Source organism: Gordonia rhizosphera NBRC 16068 (assembly GCF_000298195.1).
GTDB classification, from domain to species: Bacteria; Actinomycetota; Actinomycetes; order Mycobacteriales; family Mycobacteriaceae; genus Gordonia; species Gordonia rhizosphera.
In genome coordinates, this window is record NZ_BAHC01000016.1 from 1 (window position 1) to 18,635 (window position 18,635).

Sequence of the window (18,635 nt, forward strand, 5' to 3'; positions counted from 1 at the left end):
TGTCGGCGGGCAAGCTGCGCAACACCCACCGCGACGACGTCACCGGGGCGGCGGACCGACTCGAATCCGCCCGCGACGACATCCGGGACGATCGGACGACCCGGATCACCGTGCCCGAGGCGGAAGTGGCACCGCGCACCCGGATCATCGACGACGAGCGTCTGCGCGTCGACGGCCCCGAACGCGTGGCGATCGCCGGGCCCAACGGCTCGGGTAAGACGACGCTGATCGCCGACCTGATCGCCGGCGGACGGATCGTCGTCGGGTATGCATACGTACCGCAGCGCATCGCCTTCGACGACCCGACGGCGACGATCGCCGGTTGGGTCGCCGCCGCCCACCCGGAGATCCCGATCCAGCAGGTGCGCGCACATCTCGCGCGCTTCCTGTTCCGGGGCAAACAGGCCGACCGCAGCATCGGCGAGCTGTCCGGCGGGGAACGGCTGCGGGTCGCGCTGGCCTCGGCGATGCTCGCCGACCCCGTCCCGAAGCTGCTCATCCTCGACGAGCCGACCAACAACCTCGACATCGACACCACCGAACAACTCGTGTCCGCACTGCGGGAATGGGCCGGGGCACTGCTGCTGGTCTCGCACGACCCCGGTTTCCTCGACCGCGTCGGAATCGACCGCACCATCGAATTGCCGACGGGTTGACCGCGACACGCGATCGGGCGGCGGGCATACTGACTCACCGATGAGCACAGCTGCCGAAGTGCCGCCGACACCCGTCGTCCTCGTCCACGGCCTCCGGGTCAGCGGGGCCGCGCTGCATCGCATCGCCGCGGGCGTCACCGACCGTCGGATCGTGACACCCGACCTGCCTGGCCACGGAACCCGCAGTGCGGAGACCTTCACCATGGACGGCGCGGTCGACGCCGTCGTCGACGCCATCGTGTCGGTCGGCGGAACCGCCGTCGTCGCGGGGATGTCGCTGGGCGGATACGTGTCGATGGCGGTCGCGGGGCGACACCCCGGCCTGGTCTGCGGCCTGGTCGTGATGTGTGCGACCGCCCAGCCGGGCCGTGCGCTGGCGGCGCCGTTCCGGGCCTTCGGGGCCGCCACCAGCGTGCTGCCCAAGCAGGCCGCGGTGATCAGCAAGGCCCTCACCCGCGCCGCCGTCGGCCGTCAGGTCGCGCACGACATGGAGGCCGGCGGCCTCGCGCTGCACTCGATCCGCGACGTCGTCTCCGAGTTGTCGAGGTTCGACGCCCTCGGCGAGGTGTCGAGGTACCCGGGGCCGATCCGATTCGTCAACGGCGGCTGGGATCAGTTCCGCATCCACGAACGACGTTTCGTCGCCGTCTCCGACCGCACCGACCTGGAGGTGCTGCCGCGCGCGAGCCATCTGTTCCCGCTGATCCAGCCCGAACGCACGGCCGCCATCATCACCGACTTCACCCAAGGATGCGACCGGGTCGCTATCCGCTGATCCGAGCCGTGCCGTGCCGATGCGGCGCACCCGTCCAGTCAGGGTGTTGCGTCGATCGCTATGACCCTGCCCCTGCGCCGGAGCCCAGGCCCCGAACCTGTACGCCGTGGGGAGCGCACACGCGGCGGCATCAAACCGCCGCAGCTGCGGCTGGTGCCGGCCGATGCTCAGCTCACCACGGTCAATATCGGCGGCAACGACATGCGCTGGGGCGCGATCGTCGCACAGTGCCGGACCACGCCATTCGCCGATCGGCACTGTCGCACCACCCGATGGCTCGCCGGTGAGGTGAAATGGCGCATCGACCGGATGGTCAACCGGGTGAGCCCGGCGCTGCGGGCCATTCGGCGCAAGGCACCCAGGGCCCAGATCATCGTCGTCGGGATCGGCGGGTTCGATGGTCCCGATGAGCGATCCCGATGTGCGATGGATGAACGGCGTGTTCGGCCAAGCCAACGGTGGTCTGCGCGGCGCCACCGACAAGGTCTCGGGGACGTTTCTGGACGCGAATCGGTTGTCTGCCGGACACGATCCGTGCAACCTGATCGCCCCGTGGTACGAGAGCGCGCTCTCCAACCTCATCGCGTACCCGTATCACCTCAACCAGGCCGGGTCGATCTCGATGGCCGACATCGTCAACCGCGCGATCCGACGCTGATCGACACGGCGGGAACGCCGATCACTCCATGCGTTCGGCGATCTCGAGCCACTCGAACTCGGCCAGATCCTTGGCCTCGGTGACCTCTTTCAGTTCGGTGTTGAGCGAGATCAGTTTCTCCGGATCGGTTGCCGCCGAGATCAGTTCGGCATGCAAGCGCTCCTCGCGGCTGCTCAGCTGTTCGATCTGCCGTTCCAGCCGGTTCATCGTCTTGCGGGCTTCCCGGTGTTCGGCCGCCGACAGCGACGGAGCCTTCGCGACGTCGGGCTCATCGCGGGCCGGTGACGACGCCTTGCGCGGGGTCGGTGCCGACGCCAACTCGCGGCGCCGCTGCAGGTACTGCTCGATCCCGCCGGGCAGGTTCGTCAGCTTGCCGTCGCCGAACAGGGCCCAGGTGCTGTCACAGATCCGCTCGATCAGGTAGCGGTCGTGGCTGATCACGACCATCGTGCCCGCCCAGCTGTCGAGGAGGTCCTCGAGCTGTTGCAGGGTGTCGATGTCGAGGTCGTTGGTCGGTTCGTCGAGGAGCAGCACGTTGGGCTCGGCCATCAGTACACGGGTCATCTGCAGGCGCCGACGTTCCCCACCGGACAGATCCCCGACGGGGGTGCGTTGTCGCGCCGGAGTGAAACCCAACCGTTCGGCGAGCTGTCCAGCGGACATCTCCTTGTCCCCCACCATGATCCGCGTCGCTACCTCCTCGACGGCCTCGAGCAGGCGCTGATCAGGGTCGAGATCGTCGAGTTCCTGACGCAACCAGCCGATCTTGACGGTGGTGCCCTCGATGCGGTGACCCGGTGCGACGTCGATCTCACCCGCGAGCGCGCGCAACAGCGTCGTCTTCCCGGAGCCGTTGACCCCCACGAGACCGATGCGTTCGCCCGGCGCGAGCCGCCAGGTGAGGTCGTCGAGCAGGACGTCCTTCGCCGGCGTGGCGATCCGGGCGTCCTCGAGTTCGATCACCACCCGTCCGAGCCGACGCTTGGCGAAGGCCGACAGCGTCACCGTGTCGCGCGGCGGCGGGACGTCGGCGATGAGCCGCTCGGCGGCCTCGATCCGATACCGAGGTTTGGAGGTACGGGCGGGCGGTCCGCGCCGCAGCCACGCGAGTTCCTTGCGCGCCAGGTTGCGGCGACGCTCCTCGGCCGCGTCGGCCAGACGCGACCGTTCGGCCCGCGCGAACACCCAGTCGTTGTAGCCGCCCTCGTAGTCGTCGACCCGACCCGAGTGCACCTCCCAGGTGCGGGTGGCCACCGTGTCGAGGAACCACCGGTCGTGGGTGACGACGACGAGGGCGCTGCGCCGCGACACCAGGTGATCAGCCAGCCACTGCACGCCCTCGACATCGAGATGGTTGGTCGGTTCGTCGAGCAGCAGGAGATCCGCGTCGGACACCAGCGCAGCGGCCAGCCCGACGCGCCGTCGCTGACCGCCGGACAGCTCGTCGACGCGCGCGTCGAGCAGCCCCGCGATACCGATGCCGTTGAGGATGCCGCGGATTCGGGGGTCTCCGGCCCATTCGTGGACCGCGACCTCGGGCCCGCCGACCACCACCTCGGCGACGGTCGCCCCGGCCGGGAGCTCACCGCGCTGGGTCACGGTCGCGATCCGCATATCCGAGGCCCGGGATACCCGCCCGTCGTCGGGTTCGGTGATGCCGCCGAGGATCTCGAGCAGCGTCGTCTTGCCGCCACCGTTGAGGCCGACGACACCGATGCGCTGTCCCTCGTGCACGCCCAACGACACCGACTCGAGCAGCGGTTTGATGCCGAAACTCTTGCTGATGCGGTCGGCATTGATCAGCGCGATCGGATTCGAGGGTGCCACTCGGAAAACCCTAGCAACGCCCCACGCCCACCCCCGCACCCCGCCACCTCGGAGGCCCCCCGGGAAGAACCGGCCGGACCGGAGCAATCTCGGCCTCCAGGGTGCCGATATGGCCTAGCGTGGATTGCCATGGTGCTGCGACGAACCATCGTGACGGCTGCGATCGCCGGAACCCTCGGTCTGACCGGCGCGTCCGTCGTGGCTCCGGCGGCCGCCGCACCGCAGGTCGGACCCGATGTCTCCAGCCACCAGCACCCCGGCAACGCCCCGATCAACTGGTTCGCCGTGCGCGCCTCCGGCCAGCAACTCGCGATGGTGAAAGCCACCGAATCCACCTGGTATGTCAATCCGCACTTCATTCCCGACAGCCTGGCGATGCGGGCCGCGGGCCTCATCCGCGGCACCTATCACTACGCCGACCCCGGCAGGTCGGCCGCCCAACAGGCCCTCTTCTACGCCACGATCGTGCTCGGCCAGAACGGCATCCTCGATCTGCCGCCGGTCCTCGACCTCGAGCACACCGGCGGTCTGGGACCGCGGGCTCTGGCCGCATGGGTGCGCGAGTTCTTCGCCGTCCTCGAACCCCTCACCGGCCGCAAGACGATCCTCTACACCTATCCGCACTTCTGGAACTCCGCGATGGGCGCGACCCGCGAGTTCGCCGATCACCCCCTGTGGATCGCGTCCTACAACGGCCGTTCGGCACCCCAGATGCCCCGCGGTGGTTGGCGGACCTGGACGTTCTGGCAGTTCACCGATTCGGGGTGGCTGCCCGGTGTCTCCACGCGCGTCGACCTCAACCGCTACAACGGGTCGATCGCCTCGCTGCGCGCCTACGGCAACGCGATCAACATCTTCGGCAGCTGACGTCTCACTCCTCGATGACCCGCGCCCCCGGCACAGGTCCGCTCGCCGTCCGCACCGCCCGCGCGACCCCGGCGCCCGACAGTTCCGCTGCGACGTTGACCGCGGCTGACTCGTCGGCACACAGGAACACACACGTCGGTCCCGAGCCGGACACGATCCCGTTCAGGGCACCCGCGTCGACGCCGGCCCGCAGCGTCCGCCGCAGCGCCGGCTGCAGGCTCAGCGCCGCGGCCTGAAGGTCGTTGCGCAGCAACGGGGCGACGACCCGAGGATCACCCGAGGTCAGGGCGGCCATCAGCGCATCGGGCCGATCGATCTCGATGTCGGTCTCCGATCTCGTGTGGCGCAGCCTGTCCAGTTCCCGGTAGACGGCCGGGGTGGACAGTCCCGTCTTGGACAACGCCAGCACCCAGTGGAACTCGCCGCGCGCGAGGATGGGCATCAGTTGCTCACCGCGACCGGTACCCAGCGCCGTACCGCCGTGCAGTGCGAACGGGACGTCGCTGCCGAGTCCCGCGGCGATCTCGGACTGTTGATCGCGGTCGAGGTCGAGGCCCCAGAGGTTGACCACCCCCACCAGCGCGCCCGCCGCGTCGGCGCTGCCGCCGGCCATGCCGCCCGCCACCGGTATCCGCTTGGTCACGTCGATCGCCACCCTGGGTGCGCGTCCGACCCGCTGCGCCACCTCGGTGACCGCCCGCGCGGCAAGGTTGGTGTCGTCGGCGGGGACCTCGGCGGCGCCCTCGCCGGTGGTGGTCACCCGCAGTTCGGTGGCCGGACTCACCCGGACCTCGTCGTAGAGCGACAGCGCCTGGAACACCGTCATGAGGTCGTGGTAGCCGTCGTCACGCAACGGCCCGACTGCCAGGTACAGGTTCACCTTGGCCGGGACGCGGACGGTGACCGCGTCGGACACCACCGACAGCGAGGCTCGAGACACAAGAATTCAGCGTAATGGACGGTTCGGATGGCGGCGGATCGATATGCACCGGTGTGGTCATCCTCGCCCGGTCACGTCATCGGGCCAGCGGCGTGGTTGTCTCGAATCGGTGGCACGCAGCAGCGCAGTATGGACGTCGTTGGCGATGCCCCGAACCGTCTCGATCTGCCGGCCGGTGTAGCGGAATCCTGCGGTCGCGGCCAGTCGAGCGGACACGCTGTTGTCGACCAGCGCGCTCCAGCTGATCGGGTCGATGCCGAGTGCTCCGAACCCGTGGTCGATGACTGCGGCCACGGCTTCGCCCAGATATCCGCGCCCACGCTGCGCCACCGCGCACCAGTAACCGATCGCCGCACCCTGCTCGTCGTCCTTGAACCCGACGACGCCGACGAACTCGTCGGCGTCACGAGTACGGATAACCCAGACGTAGGACCGGTCCGCGGTCGCCACAACCTGCACGAAGAACTCCGCATCACCACGCGTGTACGGCGCGGGCACCAGGGTGAAGCGCTGGATGTCAAGGTCCTGGCAGGCGTCGAAGATCGGGTCGATGTCGATGTCGGTCGGCTGCCGGAGATGCAGTCGCGCCGTCCACAGGTCGGCGACCTCGCCCATCGTCGTCCTCTCGGTCAGTCAACCGCCGCGAGCCGAACATAATCATCGACGTCGAGGCGCTCGCCTCGCAACCCCGGATCGATCCCGGCGGCCCGCAGCCGCCGTTCGGCCTCCGCGGCACTTCCCGCCCACGCGGCGAGCGCGGAACGCAAGGTCTTGCGGCGCTGCGCGAATGCGGCGTCGATGACCGCGAACACGGCCGCCCGCACCTGCGGGTCGTCGGGATGGGTGTCGGTGCGATCCACCCGCACCAGCCCCGACTCGATTTTCGGCTCCGGCCAGAAGACGTTGCGCCCCACCGCGCCGGCGCGTCGCACCGCACCGAAGTAGCGGGCCTTGACGCTGGGTACCCCGTAGATCCGGCTTCCCGGGACGGCGGCGAGACGGTCCGCGACCTCTGCCTGCACCATCACCAAAGACGTTGCAATACTGGGGAATTCGGCGAGCAAATGGAGGAGTACCGGCACCGCGACGTTGTACGGGAGGTTGGCGACGAGCGCGGTCGGCGCGACCGGCAGATCATCGGCACGAACGGTCATCGCGTCTGCGGTGATCACCGTGAGCGCGCCGGACTGTGCGGGCGCGTGTTCGGCGACGGTGGACGGCAGCTTCGCCGCGAGAACCGGGTCGATCTCGACGGCGACGACACGTCCGGCGGTACCCAGCAACGCCAGGGTCAGCGAGCCGAGGCCCGGACCGACCTCCAGCACCACGTCATCGGCGCCGACACCCGACTCGGCGACGATCCGTCGGACCGTGTTGGCATCGTGGACGAAGTTCTGTCCCAGTGTCTTGGTGGGCCGGACACCGATCTCGGCGGCGAGCTGCCGGATCTGGGCGGGCCCCAGAAGCCGCGGTGCGTCGGTCAGCGGAGGCCCAATCGTGACGAACAACTCGGCCAGGCGCCCCAGCCCTGGGCGGCCTGGGTCTTCTTCGCGATGGCGATCTGCTCCTCACGGCTGGCGAGGTCGGGTCGCGGGGCATAGTCCTGACCGCCCCACCGATCCCAGGTGTTCTGGTCGAACTGGACCCCGCCGTAGAAGCCGTTGCCGGTATTGATCGCCCAGTTGCCCGTCGCCTCGCACTGCGCCAGCGCATCCCACACCGAACCGGCGGGAACGAACGGCGCGCCCGGCTTCGTGCCGATGCGAACGGTCGAGGCGACCGGTTCGGTGAGCACCTTGGAGTCGATCTTGTCGCGCTTGACCACCTTGCCGTTGACCATCGTCAGCGTGTAGGTGACCTCTTCGGAACCGGGCTTGCCGGGCTTGAGCACCACCTTGCGGTCGCGGACCAGGGTGGGGTCGTCGTGCGTGATCTCCGGCGGTGCGATGTGTTCGGTCACCGTGGTGTCCATCGTGCGGATGCGGGTGACCTTGATCTTCATGTTCGCGGTGACCGGCGTATTCGCGGCGGGCACGACCTTGTCCTCGCCCGACAGCGGCTTGCCGGTGGCGGCGAGGAGATCGCCGACGGTCGCGGCGGCGACGGTCGGCCGATACGTCACGACACCGTCGGTCACGGTGACCTTCTTGGGCATCGTCACGTCGACCTCGGCTCCGGACACCGGGAGGGCCTCGCCGAGGACGAAGTTCGCCTCGCTGACACTCCCACGCAGGCCGCGGTCACGGAGCAGCTGATCGAGGCTCGTGGCAGTGGTCGTCACCTCGCGGCGCTCGCCGTCGACGTCGAGGGTCACCGTCTTGAGCCGGTTGACCGTGATCGTCTGCCCGTCAGAGACACCGGCGTCGAGTGCCGGAGAGATGTGGTCACCCGCGACGGGCTGGATTCCCTGCGACCGCAGCACCGAGTCGACCGACATCGCCATCGTCGAGACCTGGCGGACCTGTCCGTCGATGTCGAGCTTGACATCCTTCTGCATGACCACACCCATGACGCCACCCGCGGTGAGGGTGGTCAGCACGGCACCGACGGCGACGCGTGCGCGGATGGACTGCGAGTTGTTGATGCGAGCAAGAACAGACAAGGTATACATCCTGGTCGGGGACACGTACGTCCGCGCTGCATCAAACCGGAGTTCCGGACCTCCCAGGCCGCGATCACAGACCGATCAAGGCCGCAACCACCCCCCAGCAGCGGGATCACAATACGATAACGAACAGGCGTGATTACTGCAAAGGCAGCCGGTACGCGCGTCGCGCGTTTTCCCCGAGAATTCGGGCCATCTCGGCATCCTCGACACCACGCACCGCGGCCAGGGCGCGAGCCGTGTACGGCAGGCAGTACGACTGATTTGGCTGGCCACGATACGGATGCGGCGTCAAGAAGGGCGCGTCGGTCTCCACCAGGATCTGCGCGTCGGGCACCAGATGCGCCGCGGCGCGCAATTCGGTGGCGTTGGAGAAACTGACCGTTCCGGCGAAGCTCAGAAAGTAGCCCCGATCGACACACTCCCGTGCAACGTTTTGGTCACCGGAGAAGCAATGCATGATCACGGTCTCCGGTGCCGTCTCGGACGCCAGGATGTCCAGCAGGTCACGGTCGGCCTCACGGTTGTGGATCATCAGCGGCTTGTCGACCCGCTTGGCCAGGTCGATGTGCCACCGGAAGGCCTCGGCCTGCACGTCGGGGCTCGCGCACGAGTCCGACTTGCCAGGCCAGTAGTAGTCCAGGCCGGTCTCCCCTACCGCGACGACGCGTGGGTCCGCCGTCATCCGTTCGAGCTCGGCCTTCGCCGCGTCGTCGAGGTCACCGGCGTGCATCGGGTGCAGGGCCACGGCCGCGAAGGCCCGCGAGTCCCAGCGTGCGGCCGCCACGGCCCACCGGGCGTCGACGATGTCGTCGGCGACCGTGATCACCTGCGCCACGCCGACCCGTTCGGCGCGGTCGAGGATCGACCGCACCGTCTCGGCGTCACGCCCCCCGCAGGAGGCGAGGTGGGTATGGGCGTCGACGAGCCCCGGGAGCGGGGTCGGGTCCGGCGGCGGTTCCCGACGACGACGCTTGCGCGCGGCCTTGTTGCTCTCGGTTTCGGCGCGGGCGGTATCCGCCGCTGCAGGACTCTGGCTCACAGCACCACTGTGCCAGCGATGACCGTGGTGGCCGCACCCCCCACCCAGATATCGGTGCCGTCGTCGACGATGTGCACACGCCCGGCCCGCCCGATCGCCGTGCCCTGGGCCGCGACATAGGACTCGGGGGCCTGACCACTGCCGCGCAGCCACGCGGCGATCCCCGCATTGAGGCTGCCGGTCACCGGATCCTCGGCAATACCCAGGCCGGGCGCGAAGGCCCGTACCTCATAACCGACCTCCGGCTCACCGGGCAGCCCCTCCGGATAAGGCGCGATGAGACCGACCTCGTACTCGCCGAGCGCCGCGAAATCGGGTTCGACCTCGATCACACGGTGCGCCGACGACAACACCAGGACCAGCCATTGCGGACCGTTCACCACCCACTCGCCGGTGACCACTTCGCCGGGGTCGAGTCCCAGGGCCGCCACTATCTCGGCGACTGTCGCGGCATCGACGGGCCCCGAACCCAACAGCGGCGGCGCCGCGAACGCCAGCCGTGCCCCGTCGCGGCGGATCGCGACCGGTCCGACACCGCACTCCTGGACGATCCGCTCACCCTTCGGCGTGCCGCCGGCCTCCAGCCAGGCGTGCGCCGAGCCGAGGGTCGGGTGACCCGCGAACGGCAGTTCACCTCCCGGGGTGAAGATCCGCAGCCGATAGTCGGCCTCCGGAATCGTCGGCGGCAGTACGAACGTGGTCTCGGAGAGGTTGGTCCACCTGGCGAAGGCGGCCATCTGCTCGCCGGACAGGCCCTCGGCATCGACGACGACGGCAACGGGATTGCCCGCCACGGGCTTTGAGGAGAAGACATCTACCTGCGCGAAACGTCTGGTCATCCCATCATCTTCGTTGTCGGCGCCCGAACCGGACAAGCGGTTTACTTCCGGCGCCCTGTGCACCCGCCACCATCACCCCACAGAAACACCCCAGTGGATGCGCGGCCGTTTTCGATGAAGTTTCTGATTTCATATATGTGACCTGATACGGTACGTTCCATTGCGATGCAGATCACAGTCACGGTCGGGGTGACTGTGATCACGCCGGGGGGGCGCGCATCGGGGACGGGGGGAATGAGCAATGGCATTCGAGTTGCCGGCTCCGAAGGGGCCGCTTCGCGACCTCGCCAATGAGGCCGGGCACACGCTCGGATTCGCGTTGCAGGCCGTCGGCGCACTGGTGGTCGCCACCTTCCGACGGCGCCTGTCGATCGCCGAGACCGTCAATCAGATCGTGTTCATTGGACGGGTCAGCACCGGGCCGTCACTGCTACTGATGATCCCTGTCGGCGTGTTCATCGCCGTGTCGGTGGGTGAGCTCGCCGGACGTATCGGCGCGGGGGGATATTCGGGCGCGGTCGTCGCCTTCATCATCGTGGGTCAGGCCTCCGCGCTGGTGTGCGCGCTGATGATGGCCGGTGTGGCCGGTTCGGCGATCTGCACCGACCTCGGCTCCCGCAAGATCCGTGAAGAGGTCGACGCGATGGAAGTCATGGGGCTCAACGTGATCGAGCGTCTCGTCGCGCCTCGGATCGCCGCCGGGATCATCGTCTCGCTGGTGCTGTGTTCACTGATCACCGTCACCGGCGTCGGGGCGTGCTATCTCTACCACATCTACATCCAGCATCTGCCGGCCGGCGCATTCATGTCGACCTTCAGCCAGTACGGCCGGATGTCGGACTTCGTGATGTCGCTCGTGAAGGCCGCGATGTTCGCCCTCTTGTCCACGATCGTGGCCTGTTTCAAGGGATTACATGCCCGCGGCGGGCCGCGCGGGGTCGCCGACGCGGTCAACGAGGCCGTGGTCATCGCCTTCGCTCTGGTGTTCGTCTTCAACACCGTCCTGTCGCAGCTCTACACCGTGATCGTGCCGGCCGTCGGGGCGTACTGATGGTGTCCGCAGACCTCACACTCCGGGCCCGACGCTCCTATCACCGTCGCGTCGACGGCTTCGTCGCCGGTCTGGTCCGACTGGGCGAATATGTGACCTTCGTGGTCCGCGCGGTCCTCGCCGTGCCGTTCACGCTCGTCCACTACCGCAAACACGTTCTCAACCAGATCGCCGAGGTCACCTTCGGCAGCAAGTCACTGCTGTCCGGCGGCGGAACCCTGGGCATCGTGCTGGCGATGTCGCTGGCCGCCGCGATGATGCTCGGAGTGGAGACCTACCGCGGTCTCCAACTCGTCGGTATGACATCGCTGTCCGGGATGCTGTCGGCGATCGCGAACACCCGCGAGCTGGCACCGGTGGTGGTCGCGATCGCCCTGGCCGCGAAGGTCGGAACCGGATTCACCGCACAGGTGGGCGCGATGCGGATCTCCGACGAGATCGCCGCGCTCGACGTGATGGCGATCCGCTCGATCCCGTTCCTGGCCACCACTCGCATGATCGCGGCGATGGTGTGCATCCTGCCGATCTACATGATCGGCCTGCTGGCCAGCTACATCGCCACCCGGCTGGTCGTCGTCTGGTACAACGGCGAATCGTCGGGTACCTACGACTACTTCTTCCATCTCGCCCTGACCCCAACGGATCTCGTCTATTCGGCGACGAAAGCCGTTGTCTTCGCCGCGATCGTCACCCTCGTGCACTGCTCGTACGGCTATTTCGCCAGCGGCGGCCCCGAGGGTGTCGGACAGGCCGCCGGACGCGCGCTGCGCACCTCGATCCTGGCGATCGGCATCTTCGACGTCATCTTCACCTTCGGCCTCTGGGGACTGGTTCCGCAGGTGCCCGGAATGGGGATATGACGATGTCGACGATGCTGCCGGGAGACCCGGTCACCAAACTCGGCTACGCGCTGCGCGCCATCATCGCGCTGGCCTTCATCCTCGCATTCGCGCTGTGGATGGTGTCCCGGAGTGCGGGCTCACTGTCGTCGAATCCGGTTGTCCACGCCGAGGTCTCGGCTCAGGTCGGGCTCGTCACCACCGGCGCACCGGTTCGATATCACGGCGTCAAGGTCGGTGAGACCTCGGAGATCGACGCCGGAACCACGTCGTCGATCGTCGACCTCTCGATCGACGAATCCACCATCGACTCCATCCCGGCGAACGTGATGATGCGAGTTCTACCGCGCACGTTCTTCGGCGACATCTACGTACAGCTGGTGCCGGATCCGAACAAACCGGCACCGGGGCAGTCCCTCTCCGACGGCGACGAGATCCGCGTCGACGACGGACCCGACGCCATCAACCTGTACAATATCTTCACCAAGCTCTCCGACGTCCTCGCCGAGGTGCAACCCGAGAAGATGAGCGTGGCCCTTGCCGCGGTGAGCCGCGCCATCGGTGACAACGGCGACGAGCTCGGCATCATGATCGACGACTGGTGGCAGGCCTCGCACGAACTCGAGACGACTCTGGACCGATTCATGGACGCCACACCGCAATTCCGCCGTGTCATGGAAAGCCTGAAGCGTGCGACACCGGATGTCGTGAAGACGATGCGGTCGGTCACCAGCATCTCCACCGCCATCGTCGAGCATCAGGACGATCTGGCATCGTTCTTCGCGTCAGCATCCGGCTACCTGGGCTCGGTCGCGCCGTTCATGGCAGCACAACGCCAGAACCTCATCACGGTCGTCGATTCCACCGGGACGACCCTGCAGACCATCGCAGCCAACCCGGGTGGCATCTCGCGCACCCTCTCGGAGGCCGACAAGTTCGGCGCCGCCGGCACCATGTTGTTCGCCAGTGGACGCTTCGACATCACCGCCGTGCCCACTTTCTCGCAACCGATGCCCTATACCGCCGCCGACTGCCCGACCTATGGAAGCCTTCGCGGCACACAGTGTTTCGGAACCGGATCCGGCGTCGGAACGGGACCGGTCCGGCAGCCGGGCCAGCCCAACGGCACGATTCTGAACCCGCCATCGGATGCGACCCCCGCGGCCGCACCGGCTGGGTACACCCCACCTCCGGTCATCGACGGCGCGACCGAGCAGCCCGCGCTCAGCGGACTCGAGACGATCATCCGCGGCGGCGAGCCCGGCACCGGAACCCAGCACACACCCAACCCGGCCACCGTGGTGATGCTCGGGCCGATGGTCCGAGGAACCGAGGTGAAGGCGTCATGACGACCCTGTCCAAGATCACGATCGTCAAGGCGCTCGGCTTCATCGTCATCGGGATCGTCGCCGCCGTACTCATCAGCAACACGTTGCGGGTGCCGATCGGCGGACCCGCCACGACCTACGAGATCCAGTTCACCGACGCCGAAGGCCTCATCGCCGGAAACCCGGTCAACATGTCCGGTGTCCGGGTGGGTCGCGTGCAGTCGGTGCAGTTCGTGGCGCAGCCGGACGGGTCCTCCCTCGCGCAGGTCGAGGTGAAGATCTCCGATGACCACCCGCTGCCGCAGAACGTCCATGCCGCGGTCCGCTACGGGGACATGCTCGGTGCCCGCTATGTCGCACTGACCCCCGGCGAGCAGGGTCAGCCGCCGCGCGAGGGCAACACGATCCCGCTGGGCGCGACCACGGCACCCATCAACCTCACCACCCTGATGAACGGTTTCGAACCGCTCTTCAGTGCCCTTGATCCCAAACAGGTCAACGAGTTGGCGCGGGGGTTCGTCGACACGTTCTCCGGACGCGCGGGATCGGTGCAACTGCTTCTGGATCAGATCGCCACCATGGGTTCGAACCTCTCCGCCAACAGCGCGGTGTTCGCACGACTCGTGACGAACATGAACGAACTCATGACCACGATCGACCAGCGCAGTCCACAGATGACGCAACTGTTCACCGGCCTCAATCAGTTGACCTCGGCGGTCGTCGGTGACGGCGGCCAGTTCGCGGCGCTGATGGACAGCGGCGACGCGGCGGTGGGTGCGTTGGCGTCGATGATGACCGCCTCAGGGGACAGTTTCGGCAAGACACTCAACGGACTTCGCGACGTCACCGGCTCGTGGATTCCCAACACCGCCGCGTTCACCGGGTTCCTCGACCAGCTCCCGGTGATGGCCAAGAAGATCAGCCAAAGCGGGCGCTACGGCGGCTTCATGATGCTCTACCTGTGCAACTTCACGCTCAAGGCGTACACGGTGGAGGCCAACATCTTCGGCCCGCTGCATTCACCGGTCTGTATGTGAGGCGGGGGCATGACTCACACGGCAATCGACCACGACGGACCTTTGGGGAAGTAGGGGGCAACAAAGGTGTTTCTCGTCAAGCTCATCGACGTCTTCGTCGGCATCTTGGAGTTCATCTTCAAATCCGACAAGCGTGCCCAGGGCGCTTCGGCCGCCGTCCTGGGATCGGCCGGCATCATCACACTGGTGGTGCTCATGCTGATCGCCATCGGCGTGCCACAGCTGAGCTACCTCTCGCGCACGTCGCCCTACACCGCCGAACTGGGCAACGCATCCGGGCTCACGACGGCGGATCCGGTGCTCGTCGCCGGTGTGCCGGCAGGCCGCATCGAACGGATCGAGCTCGCCGGTGATCGCGTCCGGGTCGGCTTTCGGCTCGACAACGACCAGCCGCTGGGCAACCAGACCCAGGCCGGGGTGCGCCTGCGCACCGTCCTGGGCAAGCGGTACCTGGAGATCATCCCCGGCGGCTCCGGACAGGTCGGCCCGGACAACACGATTCCGCTCAGCCGGACCACCGCGCCCTACGACCTCGATGCCATCTCCAGCGCCGCCGTCGACAGCTCCACCCACATCGACCCCGACGCGCTGCGCTCCATGATGCAGACGATGGACTCGATCATGCCGCGCTCGTCGACGCTGACCGAGTCGATGGCCGGGGCGTCCGGCGCGACGGCGGCCATAACCGGGACGGGAGCGCAGCTCGACCAACTGCTCTCGATCGCGAAGCGACTCGCCGATGTCACTGCGAAGCAGAGCGATTCGGTCGCCGACGCGATGTCGAGCACGCAGACCATCGTCACCACGCTGGCCGTGCGACGTGCGGTCCTTGTGCGCCTCGTCGACAACCTGCGGACGGTGCTCGCCCAGATGGCCGCGACCTTCCCGCAGGTTCCGATGTCGGAACTGACGCAGAACGTGCTCGCGGTGACCGCCACGCTCAAGGACAACGCCGCGAATATCGATGCCATCCTGAAGCAGCTGCCACCGGCCCTGCGCACGGTGACCGACGCGACCGGCAACGGCAACTGGACTGACGTGGTCTCACCGTCAGCGGTGATCCCCGACAGCATGCTGTGCGTCCTCGGCGTGATGCAGGGGTGCCGCTGATGACCTTCCGTCAAGTCCGAGAGGTCCGCCGGCGCAAGCGATACGGCGGCAAGATCTTTACCGCGCTCCTACTGGTGACCGCGATCGTCGCCGGTCTCTGGTACTTCGTCGGACGCACACCCGACACGAAGACGGTCAAGGCCGATTTCACCTTCGTCAACGGGCTCTACACCGGGTCCAAGGTGACCGTTCTCGGTGTGCCCGTGGGCCAGATCTCCGAGTTCGATCCGCGCGGCGATCACGTCCAGCTGACCCTGACCGTGCCCGGCGGCCTGAAGCTACCCGCGGATGTCGAGGCCTACGTGCTCAATCCGTCGGTCATCAGCGATCGCCACCTCGAACTGGGACCCGCCTACACCAGCGGCCCGCAGCTCGCCGACGGCGCCCTCATCCCGATCGACCGCACCCACTCCCCGATCAGCTTCGACCAGCTCATGGACAGCATCGGCACCCTCACCAAGATCATGGGTCCGGCCGATCCGTCCGCAGGTGCCGGCAGCTCCGGTGACCTCGGCGCCCTGCTGGCCGACACCGCCCGGTCCTGGAAGGGAACCGGAACGGAGTTCGGTGGTGCCCTGGCGAATCTGGCGTCCGCCTCGGGGATCGTGGGCGCCCACACCGACGACATCCAGGACCTGATCGACAGTCTCAACCAGCTCATGCAGACCTTCAGCGCCAAACAAGTGGCCCTCGACGGGCTGGTCCGGTCGATGAGCGTGCTCAGCACCCAGTGGTCGCAGGCCAATCAGGACATCACCACCCCACTCAACGACCTGCGCGTCGTGTTCGACGAGATCAATGCCTTCGTCATGAAGCACGGCAACGATGTCGGCGTGGTCGCCCAGAACCTGGAGGCGCTGGGCTCCACCCTGGCCGCCAACAAGGCGGGGCTGGCCGAGTTCATGGATCTCGCGCCGCTGATGATGCAGAACCTGTCCAGCACGATCGGCCCCGACCGCCGAGGTCGTATCCGGTTGAACGTGTCCACGACGCTGACCCAGTTCAAGACACTCAAACCGTTGTGCGACCGGTTCCCGATGCCGATCTGTGTCGGCGCGGGCCTGACCAACCCGATCTCCTTCCCGGTCAGCGCGTCCGATCCGCTCGGCATCGTGTCCGCGATCAGCGGTGGGGCACTTCCTCCGAAGGCAGGTGGCTGATGGCTCGCTCATTCCGGTTCTCCTCCCTCCGCCTCCGGCACGTCGTCATCGCGTCGATGAGCACTCTGGCCCTCACGTCGTGCACCGTGGGACTGCAGGATCTGCCCGTCAACGTCGGCGGCCGTAACTCATTCGACGTGACTGCTGCGCTCGTCACCGCCGACGGGATCGTGTCCGGTGCGGATGTGCGCAGTGGGCAACAGATCGTGGGTCGCGTCATCGACATCGGGCTGGTCGCCGACCACGCAGAGCTGACCCTGGCCCTCGACGATACGACGCAACTGCCCGAGAACGTCACCGCAAGCGTGGAACTCCCCTCGGCGCTGGGTACCCCGTTCATCCGGCTGACCGCCCCGGACGACCCGCAGGGACAGCTCGGCGAAGGTGACCACATCGCCCTCGCCGAGACATCGGTCGGCCCCCAGGTCGAGGGCACGCTCGCCGCCCTCGGCAACATTCTCGGCGGCAGCGGCGTGAGCCAACTGCAGTCGGTGATGTCGAGCCTGAACACTGCCTTCGCCGATCGCTCCGACAAGGTGGTCGACCTGATCGACACCCTCAACCGGCTGCTGGCGAAATCATCGCTCTACACCGACGATTTCAACCGGGCCATGGCCGCAGCCGCCGACGTGAGCGACATGTTCGTCGCGCAGGGTCAGGTCGTCGACGACTTCCTCGATCAGGTGCCACAGGCGGTGAATGTCCTCGCCGCACAACGCGAGCAGGTGGCACGACTGATGAATCAGACCACCAGCCTCTCGGTCAATCTCGCCAAGGTGGTCGACGGCCGTCAGCCCGAGCTGAACGGCTTTGTCTCTCAGGCACAGACACTGGTCGATTCGCTGGGCACGTTCAACGATGCCGTCGGACAGACCCTCGGACACATGAACTCGTTCATGACCAACTTCAATCGGGCGATTCGTGGCGACTACCTGGTCTTCGACGGTGCCCTCGACATTCCCGGGGGGATCGACAAGATCCTGACCGGCGGCATCTTCGCCTCCGGTCAGCCGTTGCCCGGCCCGACCGAACTGCGCGACGTCCTCACCGGAGGACTGTCGGACACGCTGAAGAACGCGAACAAGGCAGTGAACGACGCACTGCAGCAGGTGATCGCGCCGAAACCGGGGCAGCAGCAAGGGGGACCGCGATGAAACTCCGACCACCCACCGGGATGCTGCAGTTCATCATCTTCCTGGCCATCTCCGCATTCGTCATCCCCTACGGCATCAACTTCATCGCCGGCCCGGAGGGATTCGGCGAGAAGGTCAATCTGCACGCCACGATGACCGACGCATTCGGGCTCACCGCCGGGACCGGTGTGACCCTGCGCGGCGTCCACATCGGCACCGTGCAGTCGGTCGCGCTGTCCCCCGACGGCGAGGCCGCCGAGATCGACCTCGTGGTGAGCGCCGATACGCCGATCCCCGTCGCTTCCTACATGCAGGTGACCATGGCGTCGATGGCCGGCATCCAGAGTGTCGACATCATCCCGAGCACCGACCAGGGACCGTATCTCCAGTCGGGGGACACGATCTCGGCGCCGGCGGACAAACAGCCCAAGCAGATGGATGCGATCATCGCCGATGCGACGAACGTCCTCGACAGCATCGGCAGCGGCCATCTGAACGTGATCGGCAACGAACTCTACGACGCCTTCTCGGGACGCGACCGCTCGCTGAGCGAACTCGTCGCCAACGGCACCGCCCTGGCCAGTCTGGTCAATCGCAACGCACCGATCCTGCGCGGTCTCCTCGACGACTGGCTCGACGTCCTCGGCGCGATGTCCGACAACACCGCGGCATTCGAGTCCGGCATGCGCTCGACGGCCAGTTTCACCGACCAGCTCGACGCCAACCAGCCGGTCTTCGTCTATCTGCTCGACCACTCACCGAAGGCCC

The 18,635-nt window shown here is 67.2% G+C and carries 18 protein-coding genes and 1 pseudogene; 12 read left to right on the forward strand and 7 right to left on the reverse strand.

Going from position 1 to position 18,635, the window contains the following annotated elements; all coding sequences use genetic code 11:
• The 3 genes and pseudogenes from GORHZ_RS01220 to GORHZ_RS32155 form a co-directional block, all read left to right on the forward strand.
• Positions 1-656, forward strand: a 656-nt coding sequence (locus GORHZ_RS01220) for an ATP-binding cassette domain-containing protein (RefSeq protein WP_006329542.1), incomplete at its 5' end; no start/stop codon positions are given.
• Positions 657-696: 40 nt separating this feature from the next.
• A complete protein-coding gene (locus GORHZ_RS01225) occupies positions 697-1,431 on the forward strand; it encodes an alpha/beta fold hydrolase (RefSeq protein ID WP_006329544.1) in 735 nt (244 codons plus the stop codon).
• Between the two features lie 73 nt (positions 1,432-1,504).
• Positions 1,505-2,089 (forward strand): annotated as a pseudogene (locus GORHZ_RS32155) (GDSL-type esterase/lipase family protein); the annotation flags it as partial.
• 21 nt (positions 2,090-2,110) lie between these two features.
• On the opposite strand, the gene GORHZ_RS01235 reads toward GORHZ_RS32155, so the two are convergent.
• On the reverse strand, positions 2,111-3,916 hold the full coding sequence (locus GORHZ_RS01235; protein WP_006329548.1) for an ABC-F family ATP-binding cassette domain-containing protein: 1,806 nt from the start codon (positions 3,914-3,916) through the stop codon (positions 2,111-2,113).
• Positions 3,917-4,045: 129 nt separating this feature from the next.
• Between GORHZ_RS01235 and GORHZ_RS01240 the strand changes: the two genes are divergently transcribed.
• Entirely contained in the window at positions 4,046-4,783 is a 738-nt protein-coding gene (locus GORHZ_RS01240; protein WP_006329550.1) for a glycoside hydrolase family 25 protein, read from the forward strand.
• Between the two features lie 4 nt (positions 4,784-4,787).
• Here GORHZ_RS01240 and GORHZ_RS01245 read toward each other — a convergent pair whose 3' ends face one another.
• From GORHZ_RS01245 to GORHZ_RS01270, 6 genes are all read right to left on the reverse strand, one after another.
• On the reverse strand, positions 4,788-5,723 hold the full coding sequence (locus GORHZ_RS01245) for a 4-(cytidine 5'-diphospho)-2-C-methyl-D-erythritol kinase (protein ID WP_006329553.1): 936 nt from the start codon (positions 5,721-5,723) through the stop codon (positions 4,788-4,790).
• Between the two features lie 57 nt (positions 5,724-5,780).
• Positions 5,781-6,338, reverse strand: a complete 558-nt coding sequence (locus GORHZ_RS01250; RefSeq protein ID WP_006329555.1) for a GNAT family N-acetyltransferase — start codon at positions 6,336-6,338, stop codon at positions 5,781-5,783.
• 14 nt (positions 6,339-6,352) lie between these two features.
• Complete coding sequence (gene rsmA / locus GORHZ_RS01255; protein ID WP_157205016.1) at positions 6,353-7,240, reverse strand: 16S rRNA (adenine(1518)-N(6)/adenine(1519)-N(6))-dimethyltransferase RsmA; 888 nt, start codon at positions 7,238-7,240, stop codon at positions 6,353-6,355.
• Entirely contained in the window at positions 7,204-8,334 is a 1,131-nt protein-coding gene (locus GORHZ_RS01260) for a resuscitation-promoting factor (protein WP_051998718.1), read from the reverse strand. The genes rsmA and GORHZ_RS01260 overlap by 37 nt, the downstream gene beginning before the upstream one ends.
• Positions 8,335-8,467: 133 nt before the next feature.
• On the reverse strand, positions 8,468-9,370 hold the full coding sequence (locus tag GORHZ_RS01265; RefSeq protein WP_006329558.1) for a TatD family hydrolase: 903 nt from the start codon (positions 9,368-9,370) through the stop codon (positions 8,468-8,470).
• Positions 9,367-10,209 (reverse strand): PhzF family phenazine biosynthesis protein, encoded by an 843-nt coding sequence (locus GORHZ_RS01270; RefSeq protein WP_006329560.1) that lies wholly within the window; start codon positions 10,207-10,209, stop codon positions 9,367-9,369. The genes GORHZ_RS01265 and GORHZ_RS01270 overlap by 4 nt, the downstream gene beginning before the upstream one ends.
• 241 nt (positions 10,210-10,450) lie before the next feature.
• Between GORHZ_RS01270 and GORHZ_RS01275 the strand changes: the two genes are divergently transcribed.
• From GORHZ_RS01275 to GORHZ_RS01310, 8 genes are all read left to right on the forward strand, one after another.
• Positions 10,451-11,260, forward strand: coding sequence for an MlaE family ABC transporter permease (locus tag GORHZ_RS01275; RefSeq protein ID WP_006329562.1), 810 nt, complete (start codon positions 10,451-10,453; stop codon positions 11,258-11,260).
• Positions 11,260-12,120 (forward strand): MlaE family ABC transporter permease, encoded by an 861-nt coding sequence (locus GORHZ_RS01280; protein WP_006329563.1) that lies wholly within the window; start codon positions 11,260-11,262, stop codon positions 12,118-12,120. The genes GORHZ_RS01275 and GORHZ_RS01280 overlap by 1 nt, the downstream gene beginning before the upstream one ends.
• 2 nt (positions 12,121-12,122) lie before the next feature.
• The gene (locus tag GORHZ_RS01285; RefSeq protein ID WP_040529664.1) at positions 12,123-13,448 is read left to right on the forward strand and encodes an MCE family protein; all 1,326 of its coding nucleotides are present in this window, start codon (positions 12,123-12,125) and stop codon (positions 13,446-13,448) included.
• The gene (locus GORHZ_RS01290) at positions 13,445-14,464 is read left to right on the forward strand and encodes an MlaD family protein (protein WP_006329565.1); all 1,020 of its coding nucleotides are present in this window, start codon (positions 13,445-13,447) and stop codon (positions 14,462-14,464) included. Before GORHZ_RS01285 ends, GORHZ_RS01290 begins: the two co-directional genes overlap by 4 nt.
• A gap of 66 nt (positions 14,465-14,530) precedes the next feature.
• On the forward strand, positions 14,531-15,574 hold the full coding sequence (locus tag GORHZ_RS01295) for an MlaD family protein (protein WP_006329566.1): 1,044 nt from the start codon (positions 14,531-14,533) through the stop codon (positions 15,572-15,574).
• Positions 15,574-16,734, forward strand: coding sequence for an MCE family protein (locus GORHZ_RS01300; protein WP_006329567.1), 1,161 nt, complete (start codon positions 15,574-15,576; stop codon positions 16,732-16,734). Before GORHZ_RS01295 ends, GORHZ_RS01300 begins: the two co-directional genes overlap by 1 nt.
• Positions 16,734-17,888 carry an MCE family protein gene (locus tag GORHZ_RS01305; protein ID WP_006329568.1) on the forward strand — a complete coding sequence of 385 codons (1,155 nt, stop codon included), beginning with the start codon at positions 16,734-16,736 and terminating at the stop codon, positions 17,886-17,888. Before GORHZ_RS01300 ends, GORHZ_RS01305 begins: the two co-directional genes overlap by 1 nt.
• The coding region (locus GORHZ_RS01310) for an MlaD family protein (protein ID WP_006329569.1) at positions 17,885-18,635 on the forward strand (751 nt) is incomplete at its 3' end. The genes GORHZ_RS01305 and GORHZ_RS01310, both read left to right, overlap by 4 nt.

What these genes read in the sequence shown, in the direction of transcription:
- GORHZ_RS01290 (WP_006329565.1), top strand. Translation starts at nt 13,445, where the DNA reads ATGACGACCCTGTCCAAGATCACGATCGTCAAGGCGCTCGGCTTCATC.
- GORHZ_RS01300 (WP_006329567.1), top strand. Translation starts at nt 15,574, where the DNA reads ATGACCTTCCGTCAAGTCCGAGAGGTCCGCCGGCGCAAGCGATACGGC.
- GORHZ_RS01305 (WP_006329568.1), top strand. Translation starts at nt 16,734, where the DNA reads ATGGCTCGCTCATTCCGGTTCTCCTCCCTCCGCCTCCGGCACGTCGTC.
- GORHZ_RS01225 (WP_006329544.1), top strand. Translation starts at nt 697, where the DNA reads ATGAGCACAGCTGCCGAAGTGCCGCCGACACCCGTCGTCCTCGTCCAC.
- GORHZ_RS01270 (WP_006329560.1), bottom strand. Translation starts at nt 10,209, where the DNA reads ATGACCAGACGTTTCGCGCAGGTAGATGTCTTCTCCTCAAAGCCCGTG.
- GORHZ_RS01285 (WP_040529664.1), top strand. Translation starts at nt 12,123, where the DNA reads ATGTCGACGATGCTGCCGGGAGACCCGGTCACCAAACTCGGCTACGCG.
- GORHZ_RS01240 (WP_006329550.1), top strand. Translation starts at nt 4,046, where the DNA reads ATGGTGCTGCGACGAACCATCGTGACGGCTGCGATCGCCGGAACCCTC.
- GORHZ_RS01280 (WP_006329563.1), top strand. Translation starts at nt 11,260, where the DNA reads ATGGTGTCCGCAGACCTCACACTCCGGGCCCGACGCTCCTATCACCGT.
- GORHZ_RS01260 (WP_051998718.1), bottom strand. Translation starts at nt 8,334, where the DNA reads ATGTATACCTTGTCTGTTCTTGCTCGCATCAACAACTCGCAGTCCATC.
- GORHZ_RS01250 (WP_006329555.1), bottom strand. Translation starts at nt 6,338, where the DNA reads ATGGGCGAGGTCGCCGACCTGTGGACGGCGCGACTGCATCTCCGGCAG.
- GORHZ_RS01275 (WP_006329562.1), top strand. Translation starts at nt 10,451, where the DNA reads ATGGCATTCGAGTTGCCGGCTCCGAAGGGGCCGCTTCGCGACCTCGCC.